17 protein-coding genes and 1 pseudogene are annotated in these 14,354 nt (G+C 59.0%); 13 read left to right on the forward strand and 5 right to left on the reverse strand.

The window, feature by feature from the left end:
• Positions 1 to 28 precede the first annotated feature (28 nt).
• Entirely contained in the window at positions 29 to 1,510 is a 1,482-nt protein-coding gene (locus RBQ93_RS01475) for a glutamate synthase subunit beta (RefSeq protein ID WP_320370221.1), read from the forward strand.
• Between the two features lie 111 nt (positions 1,511 to 1,621).
• Here the strand turns inward: RBQ93_RS01475 and RBQ93_RS01480 are convergent, their stop codons facing one another.
• Together RBQ93_RS01480 and RBQ93_RS01485 are read right to left on the reverse strand one after the other, a co-directional pair.
• Positions 1,622 to 2,038, reverse strand: coding sequence for a DUF309 domain-containing protein (locus RBQ93_RS01480; protein WP_320370222.1), 417 nt, complete (start codon positions 2,036 to 2,038; stop codon positions 1,622 to 1,624).
• Complete coding sequence (locus tag RBQ93_RS01485; protein ID WP_320370223.1) at positions 2,035 to 2,763, reverse strand: zf-TFIIB domain-containing protein; 729 nt, start codon at positions 2,761 to 2,763, stop codon at positions 2,035 to 2,037. Before RBQ93_RS01485 ends, RBQ93_RS01480 begins: the two co-directional genes overlap by 4 nt.
• A 107-nt stretch (positions 2,764 to 2,870) precedes the next feature.
• Between RBQ93_RS01485 and RBQ93_RS01490 the strand changes: the two genes are divergently transcribed.
• From RBQ93_RS01490 to RBQ93_RS01505, 4 genes are read left to right on the forward strand one after another with little or no spacing between them, the layout of a single operon-like run.
• Positions 2,871 to 3,782, forward strand: a complete 912-nt coding sequence (locus tag RBQ93_RS01490; protein ID WP_320370224.1) for an ATP-binding cassette domain-containing protein — start codon at positions 2,871 to 2,873, stop codon at positions 3,780 to 3,782.
• Positions 3,779 to 4,561, forward strand: coding sequence for an ABC transporter permease (locus RBQ93_RS01495; RefSeq protein ID WP_320370225.1), 783 nt, complete (start codon positions 3,779 to 3,781; stop codon positions 4,559 to 4,561). The genes RBQ93_RS01490 and RBQ93_RS01495 overlap by 4 nt, the downstream gene beginning before the upstream one ends.
• 3 nt (positions 4,562 to 4,564) lie before the next feature.
• Positions 4,565 to 5,059 (forward strand): tRNA-uridine aminocarboxypropyltransferase, encoded by a 495-nt coding sequence (locus RBQ93_RS01500; protein ID WP_320370226.1) that lies wholly within the window; start codon positions 4,565 to 4,567, stop codon positions 5,057 to 5,059.
• Positions 5,052 to 5,591 (forward strand): nitroreductase family protein, encoded by a 540-nt coding sequence (locus tag RBQ93_RS01505; protein WP_320370227.1) that lies wholly within the window; start codon positions 5,052 to 5,054, stop codon positions 5,589 to 5,591. The genes RBQ93_RS01500 and RBQ93_RS01505 overlap by 8 nt, the downstream gene beginning before the upstream one ends.
• A 70-nt stretch (positions 5,592 to 5,661) precedes the next feature.
• Here the strand turns inward: RBQ93_RS01505 and RBQ93_RS01510 are convergent, their stop codons facing one another.
• The 3 genes from RBQ93_RS01510 to RBQ93_RS01520 all read right to left on the reverse strand — a co-directional run bounded on the left by RBQ93_RS01510 (position 5,662) and on the right by RBQ93_RS01520 (position 7,361).
• On the reverse strand, positions 5,662 to 6,135 hold the full coding sequence (locus RBQ93_RS01510; protein WP_320370228.1) for a DsrE family protein: 474 nt from the start codon (positions 6,133 to 6,135) through the stop codon (positions 5,662 to 5,664).
• A gap of 70 nt (positions 6,136 to 6,205) precedes the next feature.
• Complete coding sequence (locus tag RBQ93_RS01515; protein ID WP_320370229.1) at positions 6,206 to 6,697, reverse strand: YchJ family protein; 492 nt, start codon at positions 6,695 to 6,697, stop codon at positions 6,206 to 6,208.
• 40 nt (positions 6,698 to 6,737) lie between these two features.
• Positions 6,738 to 7,361, reverse strand: coding sequence for a trimeric intracellular cation channel family protein (locus RBQ93_RS01520; RefSeq protein WP_320370230.1), 624 nt, complete (start codon positions 7,359 to 7,361; stop codon positions 6,738 to 6,740).
• Positions 7,362 to 7,519: 158 nt separating this feature from the next.
• Here RBQ93_RS01520 and RBQ93_RS01525 point away from each other — a divergent pair, with 158 nt between their 5' ends.
• The 8 genes and pseudogenes from RBQ93_RS01525 to RBQ93_RS01560 all read left to right on the forward strand — a co-directional run bounded on the left by RBQ93_RS01525 (position 7,520) and on the right by RBQ93_RS01560 (position 14,238).
• The gene (locus tag RBQ93_RS01525; RefSeq protein WP_320370231.1) at positions 7,520 to 7,684 is read left to right on the forward strand and encodes a hypothetical protein; all 165 of its coding nucleotides are present in this window, start codon (positions 7,520 to 7,522) and stop codon (positions 7,682 to 7,684) included.
• A gap of 88 nt (positions 7,685 to 7,772) precedes the next feature.
• Positions 7,773 to 9,641, forward strand: coding sequence for a B12-binding domain-containing radical SAM protein (locus tag RBQ93_RS01530; protein ID WP_320370232.1), 1,869 nt, complete (start codon positions 7,773 to 7,775; stop codon positions 9,639 to 9,641).
• Between the two features lie 39 nt (positions 9,642 to 9,680).
• Positions 9,681 to 10,202, forward strand: a pseudogene (locus tag RBQ93_RS01535) (ATP-binding cassette domain-containing protein); the annotation flags it as partial.
• A 92-nt stretch (positions 10,203 to 10,294) separates the two neighbouring features.
• Positions 10,295 to 11,149 carry a hypothetical protein gene (locus RBQ93_RS01540; RefSeq protein WP_320370233.1) on the forward strand — a complete coding sequence of 285 codons (855 nt, stop codon included), beginning with the start codon at positions 10,295 to 10,297 and terminating at the stop codon, positions 11,147 to 11,149.
• Positions 11,150 to 11,169: 20 nt separating this feature from the next.
• A complete protein-coding gene (locus RBQ93_RS01545) occupies positions 11,170 to 11,430 on the forward strand; it encodes a hypothetical protein (protein ID WP_320370234.1) in 261 nt (86 codons plus the stop codon).
• 135 nt (positions 11,431 to 11,565) lie between these two features.
• The gene (locus RBQ93_RS01550) at positions 11,566 to 12,243 is read left to right on the forward strand and encodes an REP-associated tyrosine transposase (protein WP_320370235.1); all 678 of its coding nucleotides are present in this window, start codon (positions 11,566 to 11,568) and stop codon (positions 12,241 to 12,243) included.
• The gene (locus RBQ93_RS01555) at positions 12,158 to 13,306 is read left to right on the forward strand and encodes a hypothetical protein (RefSeq protein ID WP_320370236.1); all 1,149 of its coding nucleotides are present in this window, start codon (positions 12,158 to 12,160) and stop codon (positions 13,304 to 13,306) included. The genes RBQ93_RS01550 and RBQ93_RS01555 overlap by 86 nt, the downstream gene beginning before the upstream one ends.
• 68 nt (positions 13,307 to 13,374) lie before the next feature.
• On the forward strand, positions 13,375 to 14,238 hold the full coding sequence (locus RBQ93_RS01560) for a carboxypeptidase-like regulatory domain-containing protein (protein ID WP_413818343.1): 864 nt from the start codon (positions 13,375 to 13,377) through the stop codon (positions 14,236 to 14,238).
• Positions 14,239 to 14,354 lie beyond the last annotated feature (116 nt).

Raw genomic sequence — 14,354 nt, forward strand, 5'->3', positions numbered from 1 at the left:
TCTGAACGAACGATACAGGATACCAACCATGGGAAAACCAACCGGATTTATGGAGTATGACCGCGAGCTGCCGGCGGACCGCGAACCGTTGGAGCGGCTCAAAGACTGGAACGAGTTTCACCTGCATATGTCGGAGGAGAAGCTGCGCATCCAGGGGGCGCGCTGCATGGACTGCGGCATTCCGTTCTGCCATACCGGGGTGCTGCTGTCCGGCATGGCCAGCGGCTGTCCGATCAACAACCTGATCCCCGAATGGAACGATCTGGTCTATCGCGGGCTGTGGCATCAGGCCCTGGATCGCCTGCATCGTACCAACAACTTCCCGGAATTTACCGGACGGGTCTGCCCTGCACCCTGCGAGGGTTCCTGCACCCTGGGGATCAACGCGCCGCCGGTCACCATCAAGAATATCGAGGTCAGCATTGTGGAGCGTGGCTGGCAGGAGGGCTGGATCGTACCGCAGCCGCCCAAGGTACGCACCGGCAAGAAGGTGGCGGTGGTCGGCTCCGGTCCGGCCGGCCTGTCAGCGGCTGCTCAGCTCAACAAGGCCGGCCACAGCGTGACGGTCTTCGAGCGGGCCGATCTGCCGGGTGGCCTGCTGATGTACGGTATCCCAAACATGAAGCTGGACAAGCGCGAGGTGGTGCTGCGCCGGATCAAGCTGATGGAGCAGGAAGGGATCAGCTTCGTCTGCAACACCGCCGTCGGCAGCAGCGCCTACCCGGTGGACAAGCTGCGCAACGAGTTTGACGCCCTGGTGCTGGCCACCGGCGCCACCCAGCCCCGTGACCTGCCGATCGAGGGGCGTGAGCTGAAGGGGATCCACTTTGCCATGGAGTTCCTGACCGCCAACACCAGGTCGGTGCTGAACCCCGGCAGCGAGTATATCTCCGCCAAGGACAAGGACGTGATTATCATCGGCGGCGGTGACACCGGAACCGACTGCGTGGCCACCTCGCTGCGCCATGGTTGCCGGTCGGTGACTCAGCTCGAGATCATGCCGCAGTCGCCCGAACAGCGGGCCGACGACAACCCCTGGCCGGAGTGGCCCAAGACCCTCAAGGTGGATTACGGTCAGGAGGAGGCGGCAGAGCAGTACGGGGCCGACCCACGTAGCTACCTGACCACCGCCACCAGATTCGAGGGGGACGCCGCAGGTAATGTGACTGCGGTGCATACCGTGCAGGTCAGCTGGGGCAAGAACGATAAGGGGCAGTTCGTGCCGACCCCCGTTGCCGGCAGCGAACAGGTCCGTCCGGCAGGTCTGGTGCTGCTGGCCATGGGCTTTCTGGGACCCGAGCAGCAGCTGTTGGATGCGATGGGGGTTGAGCGTGACCCCCGCAGCAACATCAAGGCCGACTACGGCAGCTATGCCACCAGCCTGCCCGGCGTGTTTGCCGCCGGTGACTGCCGCCGTGGCCAGAGCCTGGTGGTCTGGGCCTTCAACGAAGGGCGCGGCGTGGCGCGGGAATGCGACCGCTACCTGATGGGTGAGACCGAGTTGCCGTAAGCTTCACCTGCAGTGAGTACACAGCAGCATAAAGCCACCGGGCACAACCCGGTGGCTTTTGCATGAGGGGTTGTCTGCAGCGGGCTACAGGTGGCCGACTGAGGGGATACTTCAGGTCGAGACGGTGGTAACGCGGGGCAGCAGGGCAGGTTCCAGCTGCTGCATCCGGTCTGCCCCCAGCTGGGCAAGCCGCTGCTGGACCGTCTGCAGCTGGCCGATCAGACCGCTGACGTCGATCCACTGACAGGGACTGTTGACCTGGCTCAGATAGTCGGCAGCGCTTGACAGTAATGCCTGGCTGCCGTTGTAGTTGCCGTTCTTCCAATGGTGCAGGGCGATGGCCAGCTGGATGATCCCCTGATAGCAGTCGCGCAGCTCACCGTGGGCCTGCATCCAGAGCGGTTCCAGCGTCTCGTGGCATTCAAACCAGTGGTGGGCGTTAAACTGGCGGATCGCCAGCAGCACCTGGCCGGAGGGTGTGTCGTGACAGCTTTTGTGTGCCTTGCTGGCAGCGTCTGGTGTGCTCATTTCATGAAAAAGCGGATCGCCTTGATAATCAGTTCAAACAGGTCCGGGTCCGACTGCCGCAGCGGTTCACCATAGCGATCGAACCGGGTGGGGGTATCGCTGATCCCTTTTAGCTTCTCCCGTTCCTCTTGTTCCCGTTTTTCCGCTTCCTTACGCTGTTCTTCCTTGCGTTGCTGCTCCAGCAGGTGTCCCCCCAACCGCATCCATTCAAACAGTTGTCGCAGTTCGCCGCCATCCAGCCAGACCCCGTGCGCCCGGCAACGATCAACCACTACCCCGCTCTTGGCGCCGAAGTTGACCCGGTGCATCAATGCGCTGCAGACCGGGCATTTGATGTAGGCGATCGGGTGTTGGCTTGGCTGCCGGTCTTTGCTGACGGCGTTCAGCCGGTCACGGTCAATCTCGAAGACATTTTTGACCGTTGCCTCCAGCAGCGCCTCCAGTTCGCCGGGATCGAAAAACAGCCCGAAACAGCTCTCGCAGCGCTCGATCAGAAAGCGGCCCTGGCTGGTCAGGTTGACGGTTTTCAGCTTCACGTTACAACGGGGGCAGATGCGCGGGCTGTCAAGATCGTGGGTGGTGTAGTGGTGGATGCCGGTCAGGTCGATGTCGGTGCGGTTGCCACAGTAGTCGCAGACCTGTGAGCCAGGTGGTAAGGGAGCCTTGCAGTTTGAACAGCGAGCCATAGCAGCAGCCTTTAAGGGAAAATACAGTGTCAGCAGCATACCATCGAACGATCCGCTGCGCCAGCCTGTCTGCTTAACGGCTTGCTTTTAAGGGGCGGCAGGCTATACTGCCAGCCAGTGTCGGCACTATCCGTGAAAGGAACGTTGTGTCAGCAGTCATCGAAACCTCCAATTTACGAAAATCCTTTGGCAGCTTTGTGGCGGTGGACGGCATCTCGTTGAGCGTGCAGCCCGGCGAGTGCTTCGGCCTGCTGGGGCCCAACGGCGCCGGCAAGACCACCACCATCCGCATGCTCTACGGTTTCACTCCCCGCGACAGCGGCAGCCTGCGCCTGTTCGATACTGATTGCGACGGCGCCTGGCGCCAGCTCAAGGGCCGGATCGGGATATGCCAACAGGATAATAACCTGGACCCGGACCTGACGGTGCGTGAAAACCTGGAGGTGTTTGCGGCCTATTTCAATCTGCCGCAGGCGGTGGTGCGACAGCGGGTGGCGTCGTTGCTGCAGTTCATCTCCCTGGAGGGCCGTGAGCAGGCCGGGGTGCGCGACCTTTCCGGCGGCATGATGCGGCGGCTGGTGCTGGCGCGGGCCCTGATCAACGAGCCGCAGCTGCTGATCCTGGATGAACCGACCACCGGCCTGGACCCTCAATCGCGTCACCAGTTGTGGAGCCGTCTGGATGAGCTGAAGGCCCGCGGCCTGACCACCCTGCTGACCACTCACTACATGGATGAAGCCCAGCGCCTCTGCGACCGGCTGGTGATCATGGATCAGGGAAAAATTCTGGTGGAAGGTGCGCCCCGTGACCTGATCCGTCAGCATGTGGGAGACAGCGTGATCGAGGTGGTGGCCGCCTGTGAGGGGCTGCGCCGGATGATCTTGGAGCGGGGCTTGCCCCACGAAGACCTGGGCCAGCGGCTGGTGATCTACAGCGGCAACGGCGAGGCGCTCTATCGCGAGCTGCTGGCCGAACACTGCCGCGAGGGTTGCATGCTGCGGCCGGCCACCCTGGAGGATGTCTTTCTGCGTCTGACCGGACGGGAGCTGCGCGAATGATCCGCTTTGACCTGAGCCGCCGCCTGCTGCGGGTCTGGCAGCGCAACCTGCTGGTCTACCGCAAGACCTGGAAGATCTCCTTTGTGCCGCCCCTGACCGAGCCGCTTTTGTACCTGACCGCCTTCGGTGTCGGCCTGGGCGGGCTGGTGGGCACGCTTACCTACGGGGATGTAGCAGTCGGCTACACCGCCTTCATCGCACCGGGGGTGATCGCCATCAACATCATGCAGGGCGCCTTCTTCGAGAATACGTACTCCTCCTTTGTGCGGATGTACTACCAGAAGACCTTTGACGCCATGCTGGCCACACCGCTCACCCTGGACGAGGTGATCACCGGCGAGATCCTGTGGGGGGCCACCAAAGCGGTGATCGGCACCCTGCTGATGATGCTGGTGGTGAGCCTGTTCGGTCTGCTGCAGTTTCCCCATGCCCTGTTGCTGCTGCCGGCAGCCTTTCTGGGGGGGCTGGCCTTTGCCTGCGCCGGCATGATCTGCACCGCCCTGGTGCCGACCATCGAGACCTTTAACCTGCCGATCTTCCTGTTCATCACGCCGATGTTCCTGTTTTCCGGCACCTTCTTCCCGGTGACCAACCTGCCCGGCTGGGCCCAGCTGCTGGCCCAGGCGCTGCCGCTGACCCACCTGGTGGAGCTGTGCCGCAGCCTGGCCCTGGGCCGGTTCACCAACGGGGCGCTGGTGGCGGTGGTTTATCTAGCGGTCTGGAGCGCGGTGCTGTTTCCGCTGGCTGTGATCGGCATGCGGCGGCGATTGGTGCGCTAGGCCGTGAAGATCTCGCTGCTGACCCATTTCAAGGAACTGCCCAAACCGTCCAACACCGGCCGCCTGGTGCTGGAGGTGCTGGGCGACGCGGCTGAGCAGATCCGTTGGGACCGCCTGACCCCTCCTGCCACACTGCTGGAGGAGATCAACGCCGGCGGTGTGGCGCTGGTCTACCCCGGTGTGCCCGGTGAACCGGCCAGCGATCTTAGCGGCATCAGGCAGGTGATTATCATCGACGGCACCTGGCACGAGGCCCGCAAGATCCATCAGCGCAGCCCCTACCTGCAGCAGGTGCCGCGGGTGACTTTGCAGCCCCGCCATCCGTCACGCTACAATCTCAGAAAAAATCAGAAAGAGGCCGGGCTGTGTACCGCCGAATGCGTGATCGAGATCCTGCGCAGTATCGGCAATCATGCAACCGCGGATCGGCTGGAAGAGCGTTTTCTGGCCTGCCTCAAGCCGTTGCGCGGCAAACAAGGGGAGCTCCACGATGATTGACCTGATCCGTACCCGTCGCAGTATCCGCCGTTTTACCGACCAGCCGCTTGAGCCGCAGGCCGTCGAGTTGTTGGTGGAGACGCTGTTGCGGGCACCGTCATCCCGCAACCACAACCCCTGGCAGTTCGTGCTGGTGGATGACCGGTCCCTGCTGGAGCAGTTGGCCTCAGCCAAGCAGCATGGTTCCGAGTTTTTGAAGGGGGCTGCCCTGGCGGTGGTGATCTGCGCCGATGAGGGACGCTCGGATGTCTGGGTGGAGGATTGCTCGATAGCCGCCATCCTGCTGCAGATGACCGCCCAGTCACTGGGCCTTGGCAGCTGCTGGGCCCAGATCCGCAAGCGTCAGCACGGCCAGCAGACCACTGCCGAGCAGTTTGTGCAGCGGTTATTGGGGCTGCCGGAGCAGCTGCGGGTGGCGGCGATCATCGGCATCGGCCATCCGGCCGAGCGGCGTCAGCCGTTGGCGGCCGACAAGCTGGAGTATGGCAAGGTCAGCAGGAACCGTTTTGGTGCGGTTTGGGAGTCACTGTAAGGAACGCAGTCGTCTGATGGTTGTTGACGGGCACCTCGCAGGATGCCCGCCAACGTAGTGGTCAGCTTTGTCAGTTCAGGGTAACCAGGGCGTAGCCCTTGTTCTGCCAGGCGATCTGTGACGTCAGTACATTGCCCACCAGGATCACGTCAGGGGTCAGCTGGCGGTTTTCCACCTTGAAGGTGCGGGTGGCCACGCTGCAGATCTCAATCCTGATCCCTTTATGCTTCAGTTCGGCCAGTATCTCACGCAGCTCGGGCGGAGCCTGATCAGTGGTGAAGAGCCGTACCGCCGGCCCCCGCAGGGTAATCAGCAACTTCGGCGTTACCCCCTGCCGTTTGATCCCCTCCCAGGTCTCATTGATCAAGCCCAGGTTAAACAGCAGTTTGTCCAGATCGGTCTGGCGCACATCGAATATCGCCTTGGCCTGCTTGAGTCCTGCCAGGGCTACACGGTCATGGAGCGTGGTCTCGGCAACGGACGTGACCGGCACAAGGGCAATCAGCAGCATCAGACAGGTGACGAGCATCGATTGAGTGCGCATAGCGGGACCTCCCGGCGTTGTGTGGGGCAGGCGTGCATTTCATCCTGCCGACAGTGGTATCAACAGACCTTTATTTGCCGCAACACTTCTTGTATTTGAGGCCACTGCCACAGGGGCAAGGCTCGTTGCGTCCCACCTTGCTGGAGATGGTCGGCCGCTGCTTGTGCATCACCCCTTCGGTGAAGTGCCAGCTGCCCTGTTCCTTCCTGAACTGGCCGTGCTCGTGATGTTCCTGGAGGGTGCCGTTCTGATCCTTGAAGCGGGCGATGAACTCCACCTCACCGATGTTGTCGTCGGCGCCCCCCTTGTCGGTGCTGATGATCTCAAGCCCCAGCCATTCGGAGTTTTCGGCCCAGGCCCTGGTCCCCTCGTGGTCATAGCCTTCGCGGTAGTCGGGGTGGGTGCTCTCAAAAATGAAGTCCATCTCGGCCACCACGTAGGCGCTGTAACGGGCCCGCATCAACTGTTCGGCGGTCTCCGCCTGCTTCTTGCCGGTGACGATCGGTTTGCAGCATTTGGCGTAGGTGGCATCACTTCCACAATGACAGCTGTTCCTGCTCATACAACGTTTCTCCTTAAAGATCAGATTCTGGTGTGGGTGGTCAGTCTTCTATCAGGCTGGCGCTGGCCCGTGGCAGGGACCAGTTGCGCTGCACCGCCAACAGTCGCAGGACGATGACCGTGCTGGCCGCTGCCAGCAGCGACCAGGTATGGGGCAGACCGGTGTACTGGTGCAACAGGTAGAGCAGGGCGCCGCCGGCCAGGCAGGCCGAGGCGTAGACCTCCTTTTGCAGCACCATCGGTATTCGGTTCGAGAGCAGGTCGCGAATCATGCCGCCGGCGGTGGCCGTGATCACGCCCATCATCACGGCGCCGAAAAAGCCCAGCTTGAAGCTGATCGCCTTGCCGGTGCCGATCACCACAAAGGTGCCAAGCCCCACGGCATCGAAGTAGATCAGCGGGTGCTGCAGAAAATCCAGGCGGCGGTGCAGGATGAAGACCGCCAGCGAGACCACTAGCGACAGGTAGAGGTAGGTCTCGTCCTTGAAGATAAAGGGGGGCGTGTCGCCCAGCAGCAGGTCACGCAGGGTGCCGCCGCCGGTGGCGGTCACCAGTCCCAGCATCAGCACCCCGAAGACGTCCATCTCACGGCGGATGCCGGCCAGGGCGCCGGAGGCGGCAAAGGCGGCCGTGCCCAGCAGATCCAGTGCATACAGAAAGGTCATACGGTGATCAGGCCCCCGATTCGATAGTCTGGGCAGCATACGTCAAAGCGGTCATTTCTGCAATCGGCGAGACAGGGCTGGAAGCAAATTTGGGCATCCCCTTGGCGGCTGTTCGTGGTATAGTTGATCCGTAACCAGATCAGTGAAGGGAGGTGGCTGTGATGAAAGCGATGGTACTTCCGCCCAAGATGACCCGCCGCACCGTCATGCCGATGCTGAACAAGCATGAACAGATGATCCGCCGGGCCACCAACCACAATCTGCATGTGATTACCCACCACGGCAAGGTGCAGATCGGCCGCAAGGGCCGCACCGCCAAGTAGTGATCAGTTGTGTACTGTCTGAAGCCTTGCAAGCCCGGTTTTGACCGGGCTTTTTTAAGTCATACTCCATCTGCGCTACAGGATTGTCATGCATCTCCACCTGGTAACCATCCACGCCATGCCGTCGGCACAATCGGTGCCGCTGGCCGCCGCCTTCCTCAAGGCCTCTCTCGACGGTCGGCCTGAACCTACAGCCCCTGTCACCGTCACCACGGCCGAGTATTTCTGCGGCACGCCGCTGGATCGGATCGCTGCCGAGATCGTGGCCCAACAGGCCGACATCGTCGGCTTCCCGGTCTATCTCTGGAACCGCGCCGACTGCTGTAGCCTGGTCAGCCGCCTGCGGCAGCAGTGTCCGCAGTTGCTGCTGATTGGCGGCGGTCCCGAGGCCACCGCCAACCCGGCCGGCCTGTTGCAGCAGGCACCGTTCGATCTGCTGGCCGTGGGGGAAGGGGAGCAGACCCTGGCAGAACTGGTGGAACGTCTGGACCGTAACGAATCTCTGGAAGGGCTGCCCGGCACGGCCCGGCTGGTGGAGGGTGGGTTGCAGCAGGTGCCGCGCCCCAAGATCGACGATCTGGCCCAACTTCCCTCCCCCTACCTGGCAGGGCTGTTGGATGACCACATCAGTAATGGCATGGTCTGGCAGCTCTCGCGGGGCTGCCCCTATGCCTGCGAGTTCTGCTACGACGGCATGGGTGACCGCAAGGTGCGGCGCTACCCGCTGGAGCGGCTGGAGGCCGAGTTGGAGTACCTGGTGGCCCGGGGCGCAGCCCAGGTGTTTGCCCTGGATTCCACCTTCAACACCGAAAAGAAACGGGCCAAGTCCCTGCTGCGGCTGATCCGCGACCGGGCCCCTGGCGTCCATTTCCACTTCGAGGTGCGCCACGAGCTGCTGGACAAGGAACAGGCCCAGCTGTTCGCTGAACTGACCTGTTCCTTGCAGATCGGCCTGCAGAGCGCCGACCCGGCCGTGGCTGGCGGCGTGGGGCGCACGTTCGATCGAGAGGATTTCCGGCGCAAGGTGATGCTTCTGAACGACTCCGGCGCCACCTTCGGCTTTGACCTGATCTATGGCCTGCCGGACGACACCCTGGCCCGTTTCCGTGAGGGGCTCAACTTCGCCCTGTCGCTCTACCCCAATCACCTGGATATCTTTCCCCTGGCGGTGCTGCCCGGCACCGCCGTCGGCAACAAGGCCGCCAGCATCGGGCTGCAGCATCTGCCCGAGCCGCCCTACACCCTGCAGCAGTCCCCCAGCTTTCCGCTGGCCGACATGGCGGTGGCCCGGCGGCTGGGTGCGGCCAGCGACATCTTCTACAGCCGGGGCAAGGCGGTGGCCTGGTTTAACGGCGTAGCACGGGGCCTCAAGCTGCAGCCGGTGGAACTGCTGGAGCACTTCGGCGATTGGCTGCTGGCCAAGCAGGGGCGCCAGTGCGACGAGGCTGAGTTTGATGACGCCGCCATCTGGCAACTGCAGCGGGCGTTTCTGACCCAGCTGTTCACGGAGCGTAAGTTGCAGAAGCTGCTACCGGCCGCCCTGGACTGCGTCGACTACCACTATGCCTACGGTGTGGCGTTGATGGCGGTGCCGCCGATCCCGCCGGATGATGAGCAGTTGCTGCAGCTTGATCTGCTGAAGATGAAGCTGGTACGTGCCTCCTCTCTGACCCTGCTGCCGTTTCATTACGAGATTCTGGATATCCTGGAGAGTGGTGAGCCTGATCTGCCCTGGATCGCCAAGCACCTGAAACAGTCCGGTTCCTGGGCCGCCATCTACCCGGCCCACGGCGAGGTCTGCACCGAGTCGCTGATTCGGCCTTACTACCGTTTGTTGGAACAGTTGGATGGTAAGCAGCCCGCTGGACAGGTGGCGGCCAAACTCAAGATTCCGGCCGATGATGCGCTGGAGTTGTTGCAGTTCGCCCTGGCCGAGGGGATGGTGACGGCGGGGTAGTAAAGGGCAGAGGATTGAGTATACTGTCCCCGAAATTTCGATGGACAGATCAAGATCGACAACACCGATATCCGCCACATGTCGGCCAATGAACTGCGATCCATCTTCGGTGTCGTACCGCAGGAGACCGTCCTGTTCTCCGGCACCATCTATGAAAACCTGAACCACGCCAACCCCCACGCCACCTTTAAGGATATCGTTACCGCCTGCCGACAGGCCGAGATCCATGACGTGATTGAAGGGCTGCCCCAAGGCTACCAGACCGAGATCGGCGAGCATGGTGTCGGTCTCTCCGGTGGTCAGCGTCAGCGGGTTGCCATTGCACGGGCGCTGCTCAAACGGCCCCGTATCCTGATCTTTGATGAAGCCACCTCCAACCTGGATCATCAGACAGCTGAACACTTTGCGACAACGGTCAATCAACTGAAAGGCAAGGTCACCATGCTGTTCATCACCCACCAACTGCCCAAGGGCTTACAGGTGGATGAGGTGTTCAGGTTTGGGCAGCAGGGCCAGCAACCGCAGATGATGGAAGTGATGGAGCACAATCATGATGAGTAATGGTCGGGATTGCGCGGGATGCTGCGCTACACAAGCAAGTTGAAGCAATCAAGGAGGAATTGAAAATATGAAAAATGGAGAACTGACCCCTGTTGATTATCCCTCTAAATCCCGACGCGCTTTACGCAAGCATCAGGGCACAGGTTGCGGAGTGGATCGGCAACGGCACGCTGCCGGAGGGCGCAACCGTTTCCGGACATTTCATAGGCGGTCACCTCGCCGTTGCCCTTAAGAAAGATTATCCGGCGCACATTTCCGCCGTCTACTTCTTTATGGCCGACACGAGCGGAAAGATTCACGAGGAGGCGGATAACGGCGCTTTTGCCACTGAAACCCACAAGGTCATTATGGATTTGAGCGCATGTGCATGCAGCAGAAACAATTTTGCAATCGACACACACCATGCAACCACCCCCGTCAAACCAGAGGGGATTCAGACGTCAACCACACCTGATTTGGAGGACAACAACATGAAACGGCTTGCATCGCTCTTACTAGCGCTTGAACTCCTGACCGGCTGCACTTCGTACACCAAGATGAAGATGGATGCAGAGGTGGATCGCCTCTGCGCCATTGATGGCGGCATCAAGATTTACGAGACCGTGAGCCTGCCTCCGGAGAAGTTTAACAAGTACGGTTTTATCAACTTTGTAAAATTTACCAAGGGCGAAAACGCCCTCGGCCCGGAGTATATCTGGAAGAGTCATAACAAGTTTCTTCATCCTGGAGGAGACGAAAACGCAAGCCCCAGAATGTGGCGTAGTCACTACCAAATAATTCGGCAATCTGACGGGAAGATCCTGGGCGAATCTATCAGCTATGCACGTTATGGCGGTGATTCTCGCATCCTCAATGAACTGATGGGTGCCCCCCCCGAATCTCATCATGGTTGTCCCGAAGAGGGAGCGGGCGATAATGATCTCATTAAGGGTGTTTTTGTCAAATAGCCTGAAATTGGGAGGATAAAATGAGCGATATCATTACCAGCGGCGCCGTGCATTCTGAATTGGCCCTGGCCGCATACGCCACCAATCTTGTCAAAGGTGAGGCGCCAGATGTCAAAAAACTGAAAAAAGCCGGCATGACAGAAGCACAGGCACAGGCTTTCAAAGATAACTATACGGTTGTTGAGCAATTCAATGGCGTCATGGGCGGTTCCATGACAGTTTTTGAGGATATGACGGCAACAAGTACCTGGCGATTTGCGGGACACAGCCAACTGACCTGAGGGACGGTGTGAATGACATATTTTACGCATTCACAGGATACAATCTGCAATTAAATGAGCTCAAAGACAAGGTTCAGGAGTGAGGACAATAAGGGGACAGGCTACTTATTGAGTGTTTATTAAAGGAACTGCCATATGCCTAGAATAGCAAGAGCGTTGGGAGACAACTGCTATTACCACATCATCAATCGCGGTAATGGCAGGCAACAGATTTTTCACAAGGATGAAGACTATGGTGCCTTTCTAGGCCTGATGCAGCAAGCACGGGTGAAACACCCGGTTCGACTGCACACATGGTGCCTGATGCCTAACCACTTTCACATGCTCGTACAACCAGAGCATGGTGATGAACTCAACAAATATATGCAGTGGCTCATGACCAGCCATGTCCGCCGTTACCACGCTCACTACAAAACCAGCGGCCATGTCTGGCAGGGAAGATACAAAAGCTTCATCATCCAGAGTGACGAACACCTGTTAACGGTAGCCCGCTATATTGAAGGCAATCCCGTGCGTGCCGGTCTTTCTCCAACAGCCGTCCAATGGCTGTGGTCATCACATACCGACCGAACTGCCGGGAATGATGGCTTACGACCTGATACGTTTTTACTATCGTTGCCTGACGATTGGACTGCTTACGTGGATATGCCGCTAACTGACAGAGAAATAGAGAAACTGAGGAAAAGCGTGAACCGTCAGGCACCATTTGGCGAGGAGGATTGGCAACATGAATTATGCCGTGAAATGGGAATGGAATCGACATTGCGACCAGTCGGCTGGCCAAAAGGTAAAAAGCGGGGCACCAATAAGTAGCCTGTCCCCTTATTGCCCTCAACTGTTTGCCGAGCTGACCTGCTCCCTGCAGATCGGCTTGCAGAGCGCTGACCCGGCCGTGGCCGGCGGCGTGGGGCGCACGTTCGATCGTGAGGATTTCCGGCGCAAGGTGATGCTTCTGAACGACTCCGGCGCCACCTTCGGCTTCGACCTGATCTACGGCCTGCCGGACGACACCCTGGCCCGTTTCCGTGAGGGGCTCAACTTCGCCCTGTCGCTCTACCCCAATCACCTGGATATCTTTCCCCTGGCGGTGCTGCCCGGCACCGCCGTCGGCAACAAGGCCGCCAGCATCGGGCTGCAGCATCTGCCCGAGCCGCCCTACACCCTGCAGCAGTCCCCCAGCTTTCCGCTGGCCGACATGGCGGTGGCCCGGCGGCTGGGTGCGGCCAGCGACATCTTCTACAGCCGGGGCAAGGCGGTGGCCTGGTTTAACGGCGTAGCACGGGGCCTCAAGCTGCAGCCGGTGGAACTGCTGGAGCACTTCGGCGATTGGCTGCTGGCCAAGCAGGGGCGCCAGTGCGACGAGGCTGAGTTTGATGACGCCGCCATCTGGCAACTGCAGCGGGCGTTTCTGACCCAGCTGTTCACGGAGCGTAAGTTGCAGAAGCTGCTACCGGCCGCCCTGGACTGCGTCGACTACCACTATGCCTACGGTGTGGCGTTGATGGCGGTGCCGCCGATCCCGCCGGATGATGAGCAGTTGCTGCAGCTTGATCTGCTGAAGATGAAGCTGGTACGTGCCTCCTCTCTGACCCTGCTGCCGTTTCATTACGAGATTCTGGATATCCTGGAGAGTGGTGAGCCTGATCTGCCCTGGATCGCCAAGCACCTGAAACAGTCCGGTTCCTGGGCCGCCATCTACCCGGCCCACGGCGAGGTCTGCACCGAATCGTTGATCAGGCCCTACTACCGGTTGCTGGAGGGGCTGGACGGCAAACAGCCCAGCGGACAGGTGGCGGCCAAGTTAAAGGTCCCGGCCGATGATGCGCTGGAGTTGCTGCAGTTTGCCCTGGCTGAGGGGATGGTGACGGGGTGGTAGCGATAGTGAAGTGTTGAATGTGGTGTCCCGGTAATTTTTGAGGGCAGCATGAAAGGGATTTTCAAGAGGTGAATATGGCGTTTTGCAAAGCAATCAGGCTAATACAGATTGTCTTGTTTTTGAGTTGTTCTGTCAGCTGCGCACTTGTAACTGATATGTATGAAATCCAAGTTCGTGTTGTTGATGAAGATGGGGCTCCAGTAAAAGATGCTGATGTGTATATCAGTTTTGGAAAAAACACCTCTTCCGACTCAAAGATGTCATCAAAGAACAGTGTTACAGGTGCTGACGGGATATTTAAGGTTTCCGGGAGCGGTAACGGACACATTTCATATGGTGCAACTAAAAGCGGGTATTATCCAAGCCGCTATACGTATGACTTTCCCGGACGTGCTGACGCAAGCCTGCAAAAACGAGAGTTTGTGGTTCTGTTACGCAAAATCGGCAATCCGGTGCCAATGTATGCGAGAAAAGTAACAGCAATTCTGCCTGCTACGAATAAGGAAATTGGCTTTGATTTATTTCATGCTGATTGGGTAGCCCCTTATGGGGCAGGAAGTACGGCTGATTTTAATGTTTCTTTAGAGGCAGATGATAGTGGTCCAGATGATTTTGAATATAAGGTCACCATTAAATTTAATGGCAAAATGAGTGGAGTTTACGAGGTTACAGATAATATTTTGACTGGTAGTAGCTATAAACTACCACGTTTAGCCAATGATGAAGGGTACCAAAAAAGTTTGAATTTGATGTGGAGAGGGCTCAAAAGAGGGCAAAAAAGGACTTGGAATCAAAATAAACACTATATTTATCGTGTAAGAGCAGAGGAAAAAGACGGCAGGCTTCTGAGGGCTATGTACGGCAAAATCGTTTCTGATGTACGCATTGTAAGTAATCGGAGGGAGGGTAAACTTCCAAGTGTGGTCCTGTAAATGATTTTGTGTAAATGGTTTTTCGGTCATTTTATAGAGCAGGCATCCGTTCTTCAACGATGATAGTGAACTGATTTAGCACAGATTTCCAGTCCTTGAACGGCATGGTCCATTTC

Source organism: Trichlorobacter sp. (assembly GCF_034008105.1).
Taxonomy (GTDB): Bacteria; Desulfobacterota; Desulfuromonadia; order Geobacterales; family Pseudopelobacteraceae; genus Trichlorobacter.

Coding starts and splice junctions, on each gene's coding strand:
- RBQ93_RS01550 (WP_320370235.1), top strand. CDS start 11,566: ATGCCTAGAATAGCAAGAGCGTTGGGAGACAACTGCTATTACCACATC.
- RBQ93_RS01545 (WP_320370234.1), top strand. CDS start 11,170: ATGAGCGATATCATTACCAGCGGCGCCGTGCATTCTGAATTGGCCCTG.
- RBQ93_RS01495 (WP_320370225.1), top strand. CDS start 3,779: ATGATCCGCTTTGACCTGAGCCGCCGCCTGCTGCGGGTCTGGCAGCGC.
- RBQ93_RS01515 (WP_320370229.1), bottom strand. CDS start 6,697: ATGAGCAGGAACAGCTGTCATTGTGGAAGTGATGCCACCTACGCCAAA.
- RBQ93_RS01520 (WP_320370230.1), bottom strand. CDS start 7,361: ATGACCTTTCTGTATGCACTGGATCTGCTGGGCACGGCCGCCTTTGCC.
- RBQ93_RS01475 (WP_320370221.1), top strand. CDS start 29: ATGGGAAAACCAACCGGATTTATGGAGTATGACCGCGAGCTGCCGGCG.
- RBQ93_RS01555 (WP_320370236.1), top strand. CDS start 12,158: ATGAATTATGCCGTGAAATGGGAATGGAATCGACATTGCGACCAGTCG.
- RBQ93_RS01480 (WP_320370222.1), bottom strand. CDS start 2,038: ATGAGCACACCAGACGCTGCCAGCAAGGCACACAAAAGCTGTCACGAC.
- RBQ93_RS01505 (WP_320370227.1), top strand. CDS start 5,052: ATGATTGACCTGATCCGTACCCGTCGCAGTATCCGCCGTTTTACCGAC.
- RBQ93_RS01530 (WP_320370232.1), top strand. CDS start 7,773: ATGCATCTCCACCTGGTAACCATCCACGCCATGCCGTCGGCACAATCG.
- RBQ93_RS01485 (WP_320370223.1), bottom strand. CDS start 2,763: ATGCTGCTGACACTGTATTTTCCCTTAAAGGCTGCTGCTATGGCTCGC.
- RBQ93_RS01510 (WP_320370228.1), bottom strand. CDS start 6,135: ATGCGCACTCAATCGATGCTCGTCACCTGTCTGATGCTGCTGATTGCC.